The following is a 16,727-nucleotide window of genomic DNA, read 5'->3' as shown; positions in this document are numbered from 1 at the left end:
AATGATTCGACGGCAGGCTCAAACTGAAGGGTATGACGGCGTTTTCCACAGAGAGTTCGTGCTATGAAAGGGCCATGACGCCCCGGCTGGCGTGGCTTTGGGCCGGCAAAACCTTGATTTACGGTGTTAAAACCTGCTGCCGATGTAGCGCATTTTTTGTGGTGAGGGGATAAATCCCCTCACCACCATAATTTCTGTCCGGTTATTTGGTGCCAGTGTGGCCAAAGCCGCCGGTACCGCGCTCGGTCTCGACAAACTCTTCAACCATTTCGAAATGTGCTTGCACTACCGGTACCAGCACCAATTGCGCCAGGCGTTCGCCGACGGTCATGGTGAAGTCGCTCTGGCCGCGGTTCCAGCAGGAGACCATCAGCGGACCCTGGTAATCGGAGTCGATCAGGCCGACCAGATTGCCCAGCACGATGCCGTGTTTGTGGCCCATGCCCGAGCGAGGCAGGATCAGTGCGGCGAGATTCGGGTCGCCGATGTACACCGACAGGCCGGTGGGAATCAGCACGGTTTCACCCGGTTTGATCACGATGTCCTGTTCCAGCATGGCGCGCAGGTCGAGGCCGGCGGAGCCCGGCGTGGCGTATTGCGGCAGCGGGAATTCGGTGCCGATGCGTGGATCGAGGATCTTGGCTTGCAAAGCGTGCATGTAAATTAAACCTGGTTCAGACGTTCGGCGATAAAAGTGACCAGTTGGCGAGCGATCTTGCTCTTGCTGGTCTGGGCGAAAACCGTGGCGTGCAGCTCACGGTCGATGACGCTGCAGGCGTTTTCTTCGCTGTTGAAACCGATGCTCGGGTTGGCGACGTCGTTGGCGACGATCAGATCGAGATTCTTGTCCTTCAGCTTGCGTGCAGCGTAGTCGAGCAGGTGTTCGGTTTCGGCGGCGAAGCCGACACTGAACGGACGGTCGGGACGGGTCGCGATGGTGGCCAGGATGTCCGGGTTGCGCACCATTTGCAGGACGAAGCCGTCACCGCTCGTAGGATCTTTCTTGAGTTTATGCGGAGCTACTACTTCCGGGCGGTAGTCCGCCACCGCTGCCGACGAGATGAACACGTCGCAAGGCATGGCCGATTCGCAGGCGGCGAGCATGTCGCGGGCGCTGACCACATCGATCCGCGTCACGCGATCAGGCGTCGGCAAGTGCACCGGGCCGCTGATCAAAGTGACACGGGCGCCGGCTTCCACGGCTGCTTCGGCGAGGGCAAAACCCATTTTGCCGGAGCTGTGGTTGGTGATGTAGCGCACCGGGTCGATGTTTTCCTGAGTCGGGCCGGCGGTGATCACCACATGCTTGCCGGTCAATGCCTGGCGCTGGAAGCAATCGGCGGCGAGCAGTGCCAGATCGGTGGCTTCCATCATGCGGCCCATGCCGACGTCGCCGCAGGCCTGGCTGCCCGAGGCCGGGCCGAAAGTCTTCAGGCCACGGCTCTCCAACAGTTGCAGGTTGGCCTGGGTCGCCGGGTCGCGCCACATCGCCTGGTTCATCGCTGGTGCGACGGCAACCACGGCATCAGTGGCCAGCACCAGCGTGGTCAGCAGATCGTTGGCAATGCCTTGGGCCAGACGGGCGATCAGGTCGGCGGTGGCCGGGGCGATCAGCACCAGATCGGCCCATTTCGCCAGCTCGATATGGCCCATGGCGGCTTCGGCGGCAGGGTCGAGCAAGTCGAGGTGAACCGGGTGGCCCGACAGGGCCTGCATGGTCAGCGGGGTAATGAATTCGGCGCCGCCATGGGTCATGACCACGCGCACTTCGGCACCCTGGTCGATCAGGCGGCGAACCAGATCGGCGCTCTTGTAGGCCGCAATGCCGCCGCCGACGCCCAGAACGATGCGTTTCCGATACAGCCGCTGCATAGGTCTGCCTTTCATTTCGTTGATGACGGCGGTGCGATGCCCCTCCCCAGGGTTGAATCGACCGCCAAAAAGATGGGCTACGATATCACAGCGACCGCTACGGAACAGCGGCGCCCACAGACAAGGAGGTGCTATGAGTATTCGCGATTGGCCGGCGGCGGAACGGCCGCGGGAAAGGCTGTTGGAACACGGCGCAGGGAGTCTTTCGGACGCTGAGTTGTTGGCGATTTTTCTGCGCACCGGATTGCCCGGAAAAAGCGCTGTCGACCTCGCCAGACATCTGCTGACGCAATTCGGTGGCCTGCGTTTGCTGCTCGAGGCCGATCAGGACGCATTCAGCAAACAATTGGGCCTCGGCCCGGCCAAGTTCGCCCAGCTGCAAGCCGCGCAGGAAATGAGCAAGCGCCATCTGGCCGAGCGCTCACGGCAGAAACCGGCGCTGGAGAACCCTCAGGTCGTCCGCGATTACCTCAAGGCGATGCTGCGGCATGAGCCGCACGAGGTGTTCGGCTGCCTGTTTCTCGATTCAAAGCACCAGGTGCTGAATTTCGAGGCGCTGTTTCGCGGCTCGATCGACAACACCAGCGTGCATCCTCGGGAGGTGGTGAAGCGCGCGCTGGCCAATAACGCCGCAGCGGTGATCCTGTGTCACAACCACCCGTCCGGCAACACCGATCCGAGTCAGGCCGATCGGCTGCTGACCAAGCGCCTGCAGAAAGCGCTGGAGCTGATTGACGTGCGAGTGCTCGATCACTTCATCATCGGCGACGGCGAACCGCTGTCGATGGCGGAGTGTGGCTGGATGTAAAAGAGCAGCGGCAAGCCTCTAGCTGCAAGCGGCAAGCTGGAGCTGCGCGCGGAGTGCTCTAGCTTGCCGCTTGCCGCTTAGGGCTTGAGGCTGATCTTGGAGTAATCCTGGCGGCCGAACGGGCTGACGGAATACCCCTGAACATCCTTGCGCGTCAAAGCGTAGGCCGTCGGGTGCGCCAGTGGCAGCCACAACGCCTGCTGCTGGATCTGCGCCTGTGCCTGTTCATACAGCTTGGTGCGTACGCCTTGTTCGCTGGTGGTCTTGCCGGCGCTGATCAGCTTGTCCAGATCGGCGTTGCAGTACCGCGCGAAGTTGGTCCCGGATTTCACCGCCGCGCAGGAAAACTGCGGGGTGAGGAAGTTGTCCGGGTCGCCGTTGTCGCCGGCCCAGCCCATGAACAGCAGGTCGTGTTCGCCGGCCTTGGCGCGGCGAATCAGTTCGCCCCACTCGATCACGCGGATCTCCGCCTGGATGCCGATCTCGGCCAGATCCGACTGCAACATCTGCGCGCCGAGACTCGGGTTCGGGTTGAGCAGGCTGCCTGATGGACGCGTCCAGATTGTGGTCTGGAAGCCATCCTTCAAGCCGGCCTTGGCCAGCAGCGCCTTGGCTTTGGCCACGTCGTGTGGATAGCCCGGCAGGTTCTTGGCATAGCTCCAGGTGTTCGGCGGGTACGGGCCGTTGGCCGCTTCGGCGGTGTCTTCGAACACGGCTTTGATGTAGTTGGCCTTGTCGAAAGCGAGGTTGATCGCCTGGCGCACTTCCGGTTTGTCCAGTGGCGGATGCTGGCTGTTGATGCCCACGAAAGCGGTCATGAAGGCGTCAGTCTTTTCGACTTTCAGCGTCGGCTCCTTCAGCGCAGCCTGTACGTCCAGTGGTTTTGGCGACAGGGCGATCTGGCATTCGTTGCGCCGCAGCTTTTGCAGGCGAACGTTGGCGTCCGGCGTGATGGCGAAAATCAACGGGTCGATGGCAGGCTTGCCACGGAAATAGTCCGGATTGGCCTTGTAGCGAATCGCCGCGTCTTTCTGGAAGCGATTGAACACGAACGGGCCGGTGCCGATTGGCTGGCTGTTGAGTTTGTCGGTGGCGCCGGCCTTCATCAGTTTGTCGGCATATTCGGCGGAATAGATCGAGGCGAAGCCCATGCTCAGGGTCGCGAGGAAGGTCGAATCCGGATGGTCGAGGGTAAAGCGCACGGTCAGCGGGTCGAGGGCGTCGATCTTCTTGATCAGGGTCGGCAGTTGCATCGACTGCGCATGGGGGAAGCCGCTCTGGGCGACTTTGTGCCAGGGGTTGGCCGGGTCGAGCATGCGGTCGAAGCTGAACTTGACGTCTTCAGCACTTAGTTCGCGGCTCGGCTTGAAATAATCGGTTGTATGAAATTTCACCTGCGGGTGCAGCTTGAACACGTAGGTCAGGCCGTCGGTGCTGACTTCCCAGCTGTCGGCCAGGCTCGGGATGACCTTGCCACTGGCGGTGTCGAAATCCACCAAGCGGTTCATCAGTACGTCAGCCGAAGCATTGGTGGTGGTCAGCGAGTTGTACTGCACCACGTCGAACCCTTCGGGACTGGCCTCGGTACACACGCTCAACGCAGCGGCCTGGGCGAGGGGGCTCAGCAACAGCGGAGCGAGTAACAGGGGTAGGGCAGCGAGGCGCATGGTCGGTTTCCTTTACAGATCGAAGGCCCATCTGCAAGTGCAGTCTGGAAAAGTCCTACCCTAGAGCTCTGAATTGCAAATGACTATCCCCTTTTTGCATTTTCAGGCGCACTCTTGCGCGGTTTCGAGCGTGGGCAGGGGGATGAAAAGTCTGAATCGCCTGTAGGACGGGATTTCTGCGACGAGTGGTCAAAACTGGCCGCAGCCTTTGTCCAAGGCGTCTGCGGCGGAAAAAATCGCCCTTTTGCCGATTGATTGCACACCGATTGTTGTTGCACCCCGGTCTTTCTGGTATAAAGCAGCGCTCTTTTCTAGGGGCCCGGTTCCTTCACTGTAGGTGTAGCCGGTAAGACCTCTAAAGAAACGCGGCGCCTGGCGCCAAATGACTGAGAGATTAAGCGGCCAACCCATGCCGGGTTGGGCATGTGGTTTTAGAGGGCTGAGGCATGTCGAGAGTATGTCAAGTTACCGGTAAGGGTCCGGTGACTGGGAATAACATTTCCCACGCAAACAACAAAACCCGTCGTCGTTTCCTGCCGAACCTGCAGCATCACCGCTTCTGGGTTGAAGAAGAGAAACGTTTTGTGCGTCTGCGCGTATCTGCCAAAGGCATGCGTATCATCGACAAGCGTGGCATCACTGTCGTGCTCGCCGAACTTCGCCGCGATGGCAAGATTTAAGGGAGCTAATCATGCGTGAATTGATTCGTTTGATCTCGAGCGCCGGTACTGGTCACTTCTACACTACCGACAAGAACAAGCGTACTACCCCGGACAAAATCGAGATCAAGAAATATGATCCGGTTGTTCGCAAGCACGTGATGTACAAGGAAGGCAAAATCAAGTAATTGATTTTTCCTGACTGCGAAAAAGGCCCGTATCGTGAGATGCGGGCCTTTTTTGTTTGCCTCGGATTTGGTGTTGCCTGTCCTGCGCTCCCACAATGGAATGCGTTCGAATGTGGGAGCGAGCCTGCTCGCGAAGGGGCCGCTAAGGTCAGCGCGAAGACTCAAGCCTTCTGTTCAAAGATCACATAAACCTTGCGGCAAGCCTCCAGCACTTCCCAAGTGCCGCGAAACCCCGCCGGAATCACGAAGCGATCACCAGCGCGCAAGGTCTTGGCATTGCCATCGCTGTCACGCAATACCGAAACCCCCTGCAGAATCTCGCAGTACTCATGCTCGGTGTAATTCACCGTCCACTGACCTACCGCGCCTTCCCACACGCCCACGCCCATTTGCCCACAAGGGCTTTCGTATTGATGAAACACCGCCTGCTCAGGATCGCCCTTCAGCACTTTCGCCGGGTCCGGCCGATAGCGCTCGGCTTCGCTGCTGGCGAGGCTGATGTCGACGACGTTCTGGATGTTCATTGTTGTTTTCTCCGCTAATGACGGCGCGTGGGCTGGAATGGGCCAAAGTCTATGTTTATTAAAATGAACACCGCAAGGCCGTATGGCCAGCTTATGTCAAATATATTGAAACAAACCCGGCCGCTGGTTTAGGGTGGCGGGTGCCTCGGGCCGAAAGTGCAGGCTGGCCGGGCAGAATTCTTGAACAGCGCCGCAGCGCTTGCGGTGCTCGTATTCAATAAGAGGAGGACACCCGAATGACCACCCTGACTCGTGCCGACTGGGAACAACGCGCCCGCGATCTGAAAATCGAAGGCCGCGCCTTCCTGAATGGCGAATACACTGACGCCGTCTCCGGCGAAACCTTCGAATGCATCAGCCCGGTCGATGGCCGCCTGCTCGGCAAGATCGCCAGCTGTGACGCCGCCGACGCCGACCGTGCTGTAGAAAACGCCCGCGCTACTTTCAATTCCGGCGTCTGGTCGCGCCTGGCGCCGACCAAGCGCAAAGCCACCATGATCCGCTTCGCCAGCCTGCTGAAACAGCACGCGGAAGAACTGGCACTGCTGGAAACTCTCGACATGGGCAAGCCGATCAGCGATTCGCTGTACATCGACGTGCCGGGCGCGGCGCAGGCGCTGAGCTGGAGCGGCGAGGCGATCGACAAGATCTACGACGAAGTCGCCGCGACCCCACATGATCAACTGGGCCTGGTAACTCGTGAGCCGGTCGGCGTGGTCGGCGCTATCGTGCCGTGGAACTTCCCGCTGATGATGGCCTGCTGGAAACTCGGCCCGGCGCTGTCGACCGGTAACTCGGTGATCCTCAAGCCGTCGGAAAAATCGCCGCTGACTGCCATCCGCATCGCTGCGCTGGCCATTGAAGCCGGTATTCCCAAAGGCGTGCTCAACGTACTGCCGGGCTATGGCCACACCGTCGGCAAGGCGCTGGGTCTGCACAATGACGTCGACACGCTGGTGTTCACCGGTTCGACCAAGATCGCCAAGCAACTGATGGTCTACGCCGGCGAATCGAACATGAAGCGCGTCTGGCTGGAAGCCGGCGGCAAGAGCCCGAACATCGTCTTCGCCGATGCGCCGGATCTGCAGGCCGCCGCTGAATCCGCCGCCAGCGCCATCGCCTTCAACCAGGGCGAAGTCTGCACCGCCGGTTCGCGTCTGCTGGTCGAGCGCTCGATCAAGGACAAATTCCTGCCGATGGTGATCGAAGCGCTGAAAGCCTGGAAGCCGGGCAATCCGCTGGACCCGGCGACCAACGTCGGTGCGCTGGTCGATACCCAGCAGATGAACACCGTGCTGTCGTACATCGAATCCGGCCATAGCGATGGCGCCAAACTGGTCGCCGGCGGCAAGCGCATCCTCCAGGAGACCGGCGGCACTTACGTTGAGCCGACCATTTTCGATGGTGTGAGCAACGCGATGAAGATTGCCCAGGAAGAGATTTTCGGCCCAGTGTTGTCGGTGATCGCTTTCGACAGCGCCGAAGAAGCCATCCAGATTGCCAACGACACGCCATACGGTCTGGCCGCAGCGGTGTGGACCCAGGACATCTCCAAGGCGCACCTGACCGCCAAGGCCTTGCGCGCCGGTAGCGTGTGGGTCAACCAGTACGATGGCGGCGACATGACCGCGCCGTTCGGTGGCTTCAAACAGTCGGGCAACGGTCGCGACAAATCGCTGCATGCCTTCGACAAGTACACCGAGTTGAAGGCGACGTGGATCAAGCTGTAAGCCGCTGACGGGAGCCCGCTACTCCGGGCTTCCTGACCAAACAGAGATCCCCTGTGGGAGCTAGCCTCTGTGGAGAGGGGATTTATCCCCGTTCGGCTGCGAAGCAGTCGCTAAACCATTGCACGCGGTGTACCTGGTACATCGTGGTTGCAGGTTTTGGGGCCGCTGCGCGACCCAACGGGGATAAATCCCCTCGCCACAGGGGCTCGCTCCCACAGTGATTTTGTGGTGCATATAAAAATATCCACAGGAGCGTGGAACATGCGGTGGGCGACGTATTTCGCCGTGTTGGCGTCTGTCTTGAGTGTCGGTCTGGCCCTGGGGGTCAGCATGCCGCTGGTGTCGTTGCGCCTGGAAGGCTGGGGCTACGGCTCGTTCGCCATCGGTGTGATGGCGGCCATGCCGGCAATCGGCGTGCTGCTGGGGGCGAAGATTTCCAGCCATCTCGCCGCGTATTTCGGCACGGCGAACCTGATGCGACTGTGCCTGTGGGCCGGGGCATTGTCGATCGGCCTGCTGGCGCTGCTGCCGAGTTACCCGATCTGGTTGCTGCTGCGCCTGCTGATCGGTGTGATCCTGACCATCGTGTTCATCCTCGGCGAGAGCTGGATCAATCAGCTGGTGGTCGAGCAGTGGCGCGGGCGTCTGGTGGCGCTGTATGGCAGCAGCTATGCGCTGAGCCAGCTGTCCGGTCCGTTGCTGCTGGGTGCGCTGGGTACCGAGCATGATTACGGTTTCTGGGTCGGGGTCGGTCTGCTGACGCTCTCGCCTTTCCTGCTGCTGGGGCGCAGCGGCGCGCCGAGCAGCGAGGCCAACAGCGTCACGTTTGGTGATCTGTGGGGCTTCGCCCGTGAGCTGCCGGCGATTGCCTGGGCGGTGTCATTGTTCGCCGCGTTCGAAGCGATGATCCTGACGTTGCTGCCGGTGTACTGCCTGCAACAGGGGTTCACCGCCGAAATCGCGCTGGCCATGGTCAGCACCGTGGTGGTCGGCGATGCGCTGCTGCAATTACCGATCGGCGCGTTGGCCGATTACCTGTCGCGGCGCACGCTGTTCGCCGGATGCGCGGTGGTGTTGATGCTGTCGAGTCTGGCCATTCCGATGTTGCTCGACACGCTGCTGATCTGGCCGTTGTGGGTGCTGTTCGGCGCCAGTGCCGGCGGCTTGTTCACCCTGTCGCTGATTCTGATTGGCGAGCGTTATCGAGACGATGCGCTGGTTCGCGCCAATGCGCACATCGCGCAATTGTGGGGTGTCGGTTGTCTGGTCGGGCCGCTGGCGGCGGGGGCGGGGAGTCAGTGGATCAATGGGCATGCGTTGCCACTGTTGATGGCGGCTGGGGCGTTTGGTCTGGTGCTTTTGTTGTTGCGCCAAGGCGCCTTTGGCACAACAGCAGAAGCAGCCTGAGCGCATCCCACAAGGGATCATTGACAGACGGACTTACAACATCCGCTCCAGGCCGACGCTGGTGCTGAACCATGAGTTGAAGCGCCGCCACCAGCTCCCCGGTTCCTTGGTCAGGGTGTGCATCTGGCCGTTGTCCTCGGTGACCCAGACGACCTTGCCGTCCTCGAGTTTCGCCTGATAACTCAAGGTCGGCGCCATGCCTTGCAATGCCAGTGCGCGCACATGCTCGGCCAGTTCCGGGCTGTCGACGAGCACGCCGACTTCGGTGTTCCACAGCACCGAGCGCGGGTCGAAATTGAACGAGCCGATAAACGATTTGCGTCGATCAAAGATCATCGCCTTGCTGTGCAGGCTGGAATCCGAGCCGCGAAACGACTTGCTGTAGAACACGCGTGGCCCGCTGCCGTAGTTATCCCCAGGCTGGCGGCGCAGTTCATAGAGTTTCACGCCGTGTTCGAGCAACGCCTTGCGATAGGGCGCGTAACCGCCATGCACCGCCGGCACGTCGGTAGCCTCCAGCGAATTGGTCAGCAGGCTCACGGAGACCCCGGCATCGGCGCGCCCGGTCAGGTAAACCAGCCCTGGCTGGCCCGGCACAAAGTAGGCGGAAATCATGATCAGCTCTTTGCTGACGCCGGTCAGCTCCGGTGCCAGTTGCGTGGTCAGCAGCAGATGCGGATCCGGTTCGCCCTTGGACAGCACCTTGCTCGGCGCGTCCCACAAGGCCTGGTTCCAGGCCCAGATCAGCTCCTTGCGCCAGATGTCCATGCGCGGGTCCGTGGTGAACTTCATCAACTGCTGATACAGCGCGTGGTTCTGCTTGCGGGTTTCTTCCAGCGACTCTTCCAGGCGCGTGCGCGTGTTTTGCAGGTCGGCGGCGGTCGGTTGGCTGGAGAGGAATTCGTCGATCGGCTTGCTCAGCGCGCTGTTCCAGTACTGGTCGAAACTGTGCCCGAGCTGCTCGGCCACCGGGCCGATGCTGAGCATGTCGATGTCGGTGAAATTCAGGTTGGCTTCGGCATCGAAATATTCATCGCCCAGATTGCGCCCGCCGACGATGGCCGCGCTGTTGTCCGCCAGCCACAACTTGTTGTGCATGCGCCGGTGCTGCACGGACAGATTGAACAGTCGCCCGGCCGCGCGTGTTACGCCGGTGCTGCGCCCCAGGTGCAACGGATTGAACAAGCGAATCTGGATCTGCGGATGTGCCGCCAGCGTCGCGATGATCTGGTCGAGGCCGTCGCTGGTGGTGTCGTCGAGCAGGATGCGCACGCGCACACCACGGTCGGCAGCCTTGAGCACTTCCTCCACCAACATCCGCGTGCTGATGCCGTCGTGGACGATGTAGTACTGCAAATCGAGGCTGACCTGGGCATGGCGAATCAGCTCGGCCCGGGCGGTAAAGGCCTCACCGCTGTCCGAGAGCAGACGAAACCCCGATTGCCCTTTGTAGGGTGCGGCCTGAGCCTGGATCGAGCGGCCGAAGCTGGAGTCCGACGCCGGCAGGGCCTGGCTTGGTTCGCGCGGCACATCGAGGCTGGCGCAGCCGCTGAGGAACGAGGCGAGTATCAGTGAAGCGAGTAAGGGCTGTCTGAAGCTCACGTAGGATCGTTCCGGTTGGCGGCTGAGGTCGGCAATTTGGACGCCGGGCGCGCAAAAAAGGTCAGTCGGTCTCGGCGAGTAATTTGATTGCCGCAGCGCCGACCTTGCGCACCGCTTCTTCGATCTGCGCTGTTGGTTTGGCAGCGTAGTTCATCCGCAGACAATTGCGGTACTTGCCGGAGGCGGAAAAGATGCTGCCAACGGCAATCTGTACGCCCTGATCGTGCAGCGCGCGATTCAGTTTCAGCGTGTCGAAGCCCTCCGGCAGTTCCACCCAGAGCATGAAGCTGCCCTGCGGGCGACTGGCGCGGGTGCCGGCCGGGAAATAGCGCGTCACCCAGTCGATCATCGCGTCACGATTGCGTTGGTACTGCATGCGCATACGCCGCAAGTGCGGCTCGAAATGGCCGGCCTTGATGAATTCGGCGATGGCGATCTGCGGTTGTGGCGCGGTGGAGCCGGTGCTGATGTATTTCATGTGCAGCACCCGCTCGAGATATCGGCCCGGCGCCACCCAGCCGATGCGCAGCCCCGGCGCCAAGGTTTTGGAGAACGAGCTGCACAGCAACACGCGGCCGTCTTCATCGAAGGATTTGATCGTGCGCGGGCGCGGATAGGTGTAGGCAAGTTCGCCATACACATCGTCTTCAATGATCGCCACGTCGAAACGCTGGGCGAGCGTCAACAGCGCGCGTTTGCGCGACTCGGGCATGACGTAGCCGAGCGGGTTGTTGCAGTTGGGCGTGAGCTGAATGGCCTTGATCGGCCACTGCTCCAAGGCCAGTTCCAAGGCGTCGAGGCTGATCCCGGTGAGCGGGTCGGTGGGGATTTCCAGGGCTTTCATGCCCAGGCCTTTGAGGGTCTGCATGGCGCCGTGGAAGCTCGGCGAGTCCACCGCGACGATGTCGCCCGGCTCGCAGATCGCGTGGATGCTGGTGGACAGCGCTTCGTGGCAGCCAGTGGTGATGACCAGATCGCTGGCGCTTAACTGACAGCCGGAATCGAGCATCAGCCGTGCGATCTGTTCGCGCAGTTCAAGGTTGCCGTGGATGTTGTCGTAATACAGGCCGGGCATGTCCTGCCGCCGGCTGATTCGCGCCAGTCCGCGCAGCAGCGGCTTCATGGTAGGTGAGCCAACATCGGGCATGCCACGGCCCAATTGCACGACATCCTTGCGTGGCACCGCGCGAATGAGTTCCAGCACCTGATCCCATTGCGAAATCTCCACTGGCCGCTGCGCCGGGCGGCCTACGGCGGGGAGCTCCGGCAACTCGCGGCCGACTGGGACAAAGTAGCCAGACTTGGGTTTCGGCGTGGCGAGGCCGCTGTCTTCAAGCACGCGATAGGCCTGCTGCACCGTGCTCAAACTGACTCCGTGCTCGACACTCAAGGCGCGCACCGACGGCAAGCGATCGCCGGGGCGATAGAAACCTTGTTCGATGCGGGTGCCGAGCAATTCGGCGAGGTTTACATACAGAGTCATGGCAGCCTCGGTGCGTCTTGGTGGAAACCAGTACAGATTCGGCAAAAATCAGTCATTCAGTCGACGAATCGGCAAATCTGTATGGAGTTAATACAGGTTCGTTGAGTCTGTAATGGTTTTGCTCGCCCGCGCATCATGGAATCTCTGGCTACCCAAGTAAACAGGAGCAACGAAAATGAACGGCTTGAGCGATGTGCGGCTGACGTTACACAGTCAGGAACTGGCGGCAGGGCAGAAGGACAACGCGCGCAATCTGCTGCGTAACGCGCCGTCCGGCCTCAGTCGCTGGGGTCTGTTCTGGCATCGTCTGCACACGCGCAAGGCGTTGTTGGGACTGACGCCGGAGCAGCTCAAGGATGTCGGGCTGACGCTGGAGCAGGCAAGGGAGGAGGGGTTGAAGCCGTTCTGGCGGATATGAATACCACAGAGCGTTCCCACGCTCTGCGTGGGAACGCCGCCCCGCACGCTCTGCGTCCGCTGTGACGCAGAGCGTCACTGGATGCATTCCCACGCGGAGCGTGGGAACGATCCTGATTCGTCAGACCAACTCTTTCAGCCGATGCCACAACATCCCCAACGCCAACAACGGCGAGCGCAAGTGCTTGCCGCCGGGGAAGGTGATGTGCGGCACCTGGGCGAACAGATCAAAGCCGCCGCTGTGCTGCCCGCTGATCGCTTCGGCCAGCAGCTTGCCGGCCAAGTGGGTGGCATTCACCCCATGTCCGGAATACGCCTGGGCGTAATACACGTTCGGCTGCTCGGCGAGCCGGCCAATCTGCGGCAGGCGGTTGGCACCGATGCCGATCATTCCGCCCCACTGATAATCGATTTTCACCCCGGCCAGTTGCGGGAACACTTCAAGCATCTTCGGCTGCATATAGGCGCCGATGTCTTTCGGATCGCGTCCCGAGTAATGACACGCGCCGCCGAACAGCAAACGTCGATCCGCCGAGAGCCGGTAGTAATCCAGCGCCACCCGCTGGTCGCAGACCGCCATGTTCTGCGGCAGCAGGTTGTGCGCCTGCTCTGCGCTCAGCGGTTCGGTGGCGATGATGTAACTGCCGGCAGGCAGGACCTTGCCGCTCAGTTGCGGGTTGAGGTCATTGAGATAGGCATTGCAGCCCAATACCAGAGTTTTGGCCCGCACCGAGCCTTGCGCGGTGTGCACCTTTACTTCGGGGCCGTAATCGATGCGCGTCACGGCCGAACGCTCGAACAACTGCACGCCCAGTTGCTGCGCCGCTGCCGCTTCGCCCAGCGCCAGATTCAGCGGATGCAGATGTCCGGAGCCCATGTCGATCAAGCCGCCGACATAGCGCTTGGAACCGACCACGGTGTGCATTTCACTGGCCTGCAACAGACGGGTTTCGTAGCGGTAACCCAGGCTGCGGAGTTCTTCGGCATCTTCGGCGAAACCGTCGAGATCGGAAGGCTTGTTGGCGAGGTCGCAGTAGCCCCAGGTCAGGTCGCAGGCAATGCCGAAACGCTCGACGCGCCGGCGGACAATCTCCACCGCTTCCAGGCCCATGAGTTTCATCTCGCGCACGCCTTCGGCACCGATGACATTGGCGAACTGATCAAGGCCGTGACCGACGCCGCGAATCAACTGCCCGCCGTTGCGACCGCTGGCGCCCCAGCCGATCCTGTGCGCTTCCAGCAGCACCACGCTGAAACCGCGTTCGGCCAGTTCCAGCGCCGTATTCAGCCCGGAAAAGCCGCCGCCGACCACGCAGACATCCGCCACCACCTCGCCTTGCAGCACGGGATGGTCAGGCTGCGGCAGGCTGCTGGCGGCGTAATAAGAGGCAACGTGGGGTTGGCTCGCGGTGGTCGGGGCGCGGGCGGTCATGGGCATCATCCAACGGCTGAGTGTCGAGAAAATTTGACGGAGCATAAGCCGCCCGCCCGAACGTGGGCAACATCGGTCGGCCTGCGGTGTCTGGATCCGGGCTTTTGCGGCACAATCATCAGCCCGCCACTTTGGTCACCGTTTCGATGAGCTGCAACAGCCAGAAAATCCGCAACCTGCGTCAGCAGATCCCCACGTTCGACTGCGTGCCGGGCTGCCACGACTGCTGCGGGCCGGTGACCACTTCGCCCGAGGAAATGGCCCGGCTGCCGCGCAAGACCCGCGCCGAGCAGGATGCCGCGCTGGAAGAACTCAACTGTGTGCACCTGGGGCCGAATGGCTGCACGGTGTATGAAGAGCGGCCGCTGATCTGTCGATTGTTTGGTACGACCAAGACCCTGCCGTGCCCGAACGAGCGGCGGCCGGTGGAGTTGATACATCCACGGGTCGAGAAGCAGATTTTCGAGTACATGGCGGCGAATCGGCAGGTGTTGGTGTAAGCGATCGTTCCCACGCTCTGCGTGGGAATGCCTCTTCGGACGCTCCGCGTTCGGCCTTTGAGACGCAGAGCGTTCCGGGCTGCATTCCCACGCAGAGCGTGGGAACGATCATTGCGGTGATCAATCCGGAATCGGCAGGCACAGGCTCTCTTTCACCTCTTCCATGACGATATAGCTCTTCGATTCACGCACATGCGGCAGCTTCAACAGAATGTCGCCGAGCAGTTTGCGATACGAGGCCATCTCGGAAATCCGCGCCTTCACCAGATAGTCGAAATCCCCTGACACCAAATGGCACTCCAGCACATGCGGCAGCTTCAGCACCGCGCGTCGGAACTCTTCGAATGTGTCACCGGATTTGTAGTCGAGGCTGATCTCGACGAACACCAGCAGGCTACCCTTCAAATGCTGCGGATTGAGCCGGGCGTTGTAGCCCATGATGATCCCCTCGCGCTCGAGACGCCGCACGCGCTCGGTGCACGGCGTGGTCGAGAGGCCGACCTTTTCGCCCAGTTCGGTGAAGGAAATCCGCCCGTCCGCTTGCAGGATGCGCAGGATGTTGCGGTCGATCTTGTCCAGCTCACGTTTGGTCTGAGTGTTGGTACGCATAGGGGATGCGCCTCCGTGAAAAGGGTTTTTGCCGAGAATTGTCGCCAAATATAGGCGCTTATATAGTGAAAAGCACTGGCATTTCTTTTTTACACTGCGCCCATCATTGCTCTAACAAACAGTTCGGCGAAAAGCCGCGATGAGGGATTGAAAATGCGCGTCATGGTCTTGGGTAGCGGCGTCATCGGTACCGCCAGTGCTTACTATCTGGCCCGTGCCGGGTTTGAAGTGGTGGTGGTCGACCGGCAGCCTGCTGCGGCCATGGAGACCAGTTTCGCCAACGCCGGCCAGGTATCGCCGGGTTACGCCTCGCCGTGGGCTGCGCCGGGCGTCCCGCTCAAGGCCATCAAGTGGCTGCTGCAACGCCACGCGCCGCTGGCGATCAAAGCCACTGCCGACATCGATCAGTACCTGTGGATGGCGCAAATGCTGCGCAACTGCACCGCCAGCCGTTACGCGGTGAACAAGGAGCGCATGGTGCGTCTGTCCGAGTACAGCCGCGACTGCCTCGATGAATTACGCGCCGAAACCGGTATCGCCTACGAAGGCCGCAGCCTCGGCACCACGCAGTTGTTCCGTACTCAGGCGCAACTGGATAACGCCGCCAAAGACATCGCCGTGCTGAATGAATCCGGCGTGCCGTTTGAAGTCCTCGACCGCGCCGGCATTGCCCGCGTCGAACCGGCTCTGGCGGGCGTGACTGACATTCTCGCTGGGGCCCTGCGTCTGCCCAACGACCAGACCGGCGACTGCCAGATCTTCACTACCCGTCTCGCCGAAATGGCGCGCAAGCTCGGTGTGGAATTCCGTTTCGGCCAGGACATCCAGAAGCTCGATTACGCCGGTGATCGCATCAACGGTGTGTGGATCGACGGCAAGCTGGAAACCGCTGACCGCTACGTGCTGGCGCTCGGCAGCTACTCGCCGCAACTGCTCAAGCCGCTGGGCATCAAGGCTCCGGTGTATCCGCTCAAGGGCTACTCGCTGACCGTGCCGATCACCGATCCGGCGATGGCGCCGACTTCAACCATTCTCGACGAGACCTACAAGGTCGCGATCACCCGTTTCGACAACCGCATCCGCGTCGGCGGCATGGCCGAGATTGCCGGTTTTGACCTGTCGCTGAACCCGCGTCGGCGCGAAACCCTGGAGATGATCGTCAACGACCTTTATCCTCAGGGCGGCAATCTGGCCGAAGCAAGTTTCTGGACCGGCCTGCGCCCGACCACGCCGGACGGTACGCCGATCGTTGGCGCCACGCCGTTCAAGAATCTGTTCCTCAACACCGGTCACGGTACGCTCGGCTGGACCATGGCCTGTGGTTCCGGCCGTTTGCTCGCCGACCTGATGGCGAAGAAAAAGCCGCAGATCAGCGCTGAAGGCCTCGATATTTCCCGTTACGGCAACCAGACCCAGGAGTCCGCAAAACATGTCAATCCAGCGCCAGCTCACCAATGAGCGCATGAGTCAGATCGTCAGCCACAACGGCACCGTGTATCTGGCCGGGCAGGTCGGCGACGACTTCGACGCCGGAATTGAACAGCAGACCCGCGACGTGCTCGCCAATATAGAACGTCTGCTCGATCTGGCCGGGACGGACAAACAGCATCTGTTGTCGGCAACGATCTATTTGAACGACATCGAAGCGCACTTCGCCGGGATGAATGCGGTGTGGGACCAGTGGCTGCCAAAAGGCGCCGCGCCGGCCCGCGCCACCGTCGAAGCGAAGATGGCCAAGCCGAGCATTCTGGTGGAGATCTCCATCGTCGCCGCGCTGCCATAACGTTCCCAAGATCCCTCTCCCGGTGCTGTTGGCGGTTCACGTCGTC

Annotated in this window: 17 protein-coding genes; 9 read left to right on the top strand and 8 right to left on the bottom strand. The window is 61.2% G+C overall.

The genetic code is table 11. The features are described 5' to 3' along the window. Positions 1-202: 202 nt before the first annotated feature. Positions 203-658: a dUTP diphosphatase gene (dut, locus tag AAEZ10_RS05830; RefSeq protein WP_016772550.1), complete on the bottom strand. Its 456-nt coding sequence runs from the start codon at positions 656-658 to the stop codon at positions 203-205. A 5-nt stretch (positions 659-663) separates the two neighbouring features. After that, entirely contained in the window at positions 664-1,872 is a 1,209-nt protein-coding gene (coaBC, locus tag AAEZ10_RS05825) for a bifunctional phosphopantothenoylcysteine decarboxylase/phosphopantothenate--cysteine ligase CoaBC (RefSeq protein WP_016772551.1), read from the bottom strand. Positions 1,873-2,005: 133 nt separating this feature from the next. Here coaBC and radC point away from each other — a divergent pair, with 133 nt between their 5' ends. Next, complete coding sequence (gene radC, locus AAEZ10_RS05820; protein WP_056791587.1) at positions 2,006-2,680, top strand: RadC family protein; 675 nt, start codon at positions 2,006-2,008, stop codon at positions 2,678-2,680. A 77-nt stretch (positions 2,681-2,757) separates the two neighbouring features. Here radC and AAEZ10_RS05815 read toward each other — a convergent pair whose 3' ends face one another. Further along, on the bottom strand, positions 2,758-4,347 hold the full coding sequence (locus AAEZ10_RS05815) for an ABC transporter substrate-binding protein (RefSeq protein ID WP_282382668.1): 1,590 nt from the start codon (positions 4,345-4,347) through the stop codon (positions 2,758-2,760). 446 nt (positions 4,348-4,793) lie between these two features. Between AAEZ10_RS05815 and rpmB the strand changes: the two genes are divergently transcribed. Next, on the top strand, positions 4,794-5,027 hold the full coding sequence (gene rpmB / locus AAEZ10_RS05810; protein ID WP_007920377.1) for a 50S ribosomal protein L28: 234 nt from the start codon (positions 4,794-4,796) through the stop codon (positions 5,025-5,027). Positions 5,028-5,038: 11 nt separating this feature from the next. Beyond that, the gene (gene rpmG, locus AAEZ10_RS05805) at positions 5,039-5,194 is read left to right on the top strand and encodes a 50S ribosomal protein L33 (protein WP_016772554.1); all 156 of its coding nucleotides are present in this window, start codon (positions 5,039-5,041) and stop codon (positions 5,192-5,194) included. 161 nt (positions 5,195-5,355) lie between these two features. On the opposite strand, the gene AAEZ10_RS05800 is transcribed toward rpmG, so the two are convergent. Continuing rightward, the gene (locus AAEZ10_RS05800; RefSeq protein WP_073470919.1) at positions 5,356-5,718 is read right to left on the bottom strand and encodes a cupin domain-containing protein; all 363 of its coding nucleotides are present in this window, start codon (positions 5,716-5,718) and stop codon (positions 5,356-5,358) included. Positions 5,719-5,954: 236 nt separating this feature from the next. Between AAEZ10_RS05800 and AAEZ10_RS05795 the strand changes: the two genes are divergently transcribed. Continuing rightward, complete coding sequence (locus tag AAEZ10_RS05795; protein WP_016772556.1) at positions 5,955-7,448, top strand: aldehyde dehydrogenase; 1,494 nt, start codon at positions 5,955-5,957, stop codon at positions 7,446-7,448. Positions 7,449-7,709: 261 nt separating this feature from the next. Then, complete coding sequence (locus AAEZ10_RS05790) at positions 7,710-8,855, top strand: MFS transporter (protein WP_016772557.1); 1,146 nt, start codon at positions 7,710-7,712, stop codon at positions 8,853-8,855. 33 nt (positions 8,856-8,888) lie between these two features. Here the strand turns inward: AAEZ10_RS05790 and AAEZ10_RS05785 are convergent, their stop codons facing one another. Next, complete coding sequence (locus AAEZ10_RS05785) at positions 8,889-10,457, bottom strand: phospholipase D family protein (RefSeq protein WP_151551988.1); 1,569 nt, start codon at positions 10,455-10,457, stop codon at positions 8,889-8,891. 61 nt (positions 10,458-10,518) lie between these two features. After that, positions 10,519-11,940 carry an aminotransferase-like domain-containing protein gene (locus AAEZ10_RS05780; RefSeq protein ID WP_041476641.1) on the bottom strand — a complete coding sequence of 474 codons (1,422 nt, stop codon included), beginning with the start codon at positions 11,938-11,940 and terminating at the stop codon, positions 10,519-10,521. Between the two features lie 175 nt (positions 11,941-12,115). Between AAEZ10_RS05780 and AAEZ10_RS05775 the strand changes: the two genes are divergently transcribed. After that, positions 12,116-12,358, top strand: coding sequence for a DUF1127 domain-containing protein (locus AAEZ10_RS05775; RefSeq protein ID WP_130928426.1), 243 nt, complete (start codon positions 12,116-12,118; stop codon positions 12,356-12,358). 120 nt (positions 12,359-12,478) lie between these two features. Here AAEZ10_RS05775 and AAEZ10_RS05770 read toward each other — a convergent pair whose 3' ends face one another. After that, positions 12,479-13,789, bottom strand: a complete 1,311-nt coding sequence (locus AAEZ10_RS05770; protein ID WP_073470923.1) for an NAD(P)/FAD-dependent oxidoreductase — start codon at positions 13,787-13,789, stop codon at positions 12,479-12,481. A 146-nt stretch (positions 13,790-13,935) separates the two neighbouring features. On the opposite strand from AAEZ10_RS05770, the gene AAEZ10_RS05765 reads away from it, so the two are divergent. Then, positions 13,936-14,289 (top strand): YkgJ family cysteine cluster protein, encoded by a 354-nt coding sequence (locus tag AAEZ10_RS05765; protein ID WP_123441968.1) that lies wholly within the window; start codon positions 13,936-13,938, stop codon positions 14,287-14,289. A gap of 120 nt (positions 14,290-14,409) precedes the next feature. Here the strand turns inward: AAEZ10_RS05765 and AAEZ10_RS05760 are convergent, their stop codons facing one another. After that, entirely contained in the window at positions 14,410-14,898 is a 489-nt protein-coding gene (locus tag AAEZ10_RS05760; protein ID WP_010465173.1) for an Lrp/AsnC ligand binding domain-containing protein, read from the bottom strand. Between the two features lie 153 nt (positions 14,899-15,051). Between AAEZ10_RS05760 and dadA the strand changes: the two genes are divergently transcribed. Both dadA and AAEZ10_RS05750 read left to right on the top strand, forming a co-directional pair. Continuing rightward, positions 15,052-16,356, top strand: coding sequence for a D-amino acid dehydrogenase (gene dadA / locus AAEZ10_RS05755; protein ID WP_350568351.1), 1,305 nt, complete (start codon positions 15,052-15,054; stop codon positions 16,354-16,356). Beyond that, positions 16,328-16,681: a RidA family protein gene (locus AAEZ10_RS05750; RefSeq protein WP_016772564.1), complete on the top strand. Its 354-nt coding sequence runs from the start codon at positions 16,328-16,330 to the stop codon at positions 16,679-16,681. Before dadA ends, AAEZ10_RS05750 begins: the two co-directional genes overlap by 29 nt. Positions 16,682-16,727 lie beyond the last annotated feature (46 nt).

The sequence above is a fragment of the Pseudomonas sp. H26/SER47-MNA-CIBAN-0231 genome, from assembly GCF_040310465.1.
GTDB lineage: Bacteria > Pseudomonadota > Gammaproteobacteria > Pseudomonadales > Pseudomonadaceae > Aquipseudomonas > Aquipseudomonas atacamensis.
The sequence above is the reverse complement of the archived record's forward strand: the minus strand, read 5'-3'. Positions and strand labels throughout refer to the sequence as shown.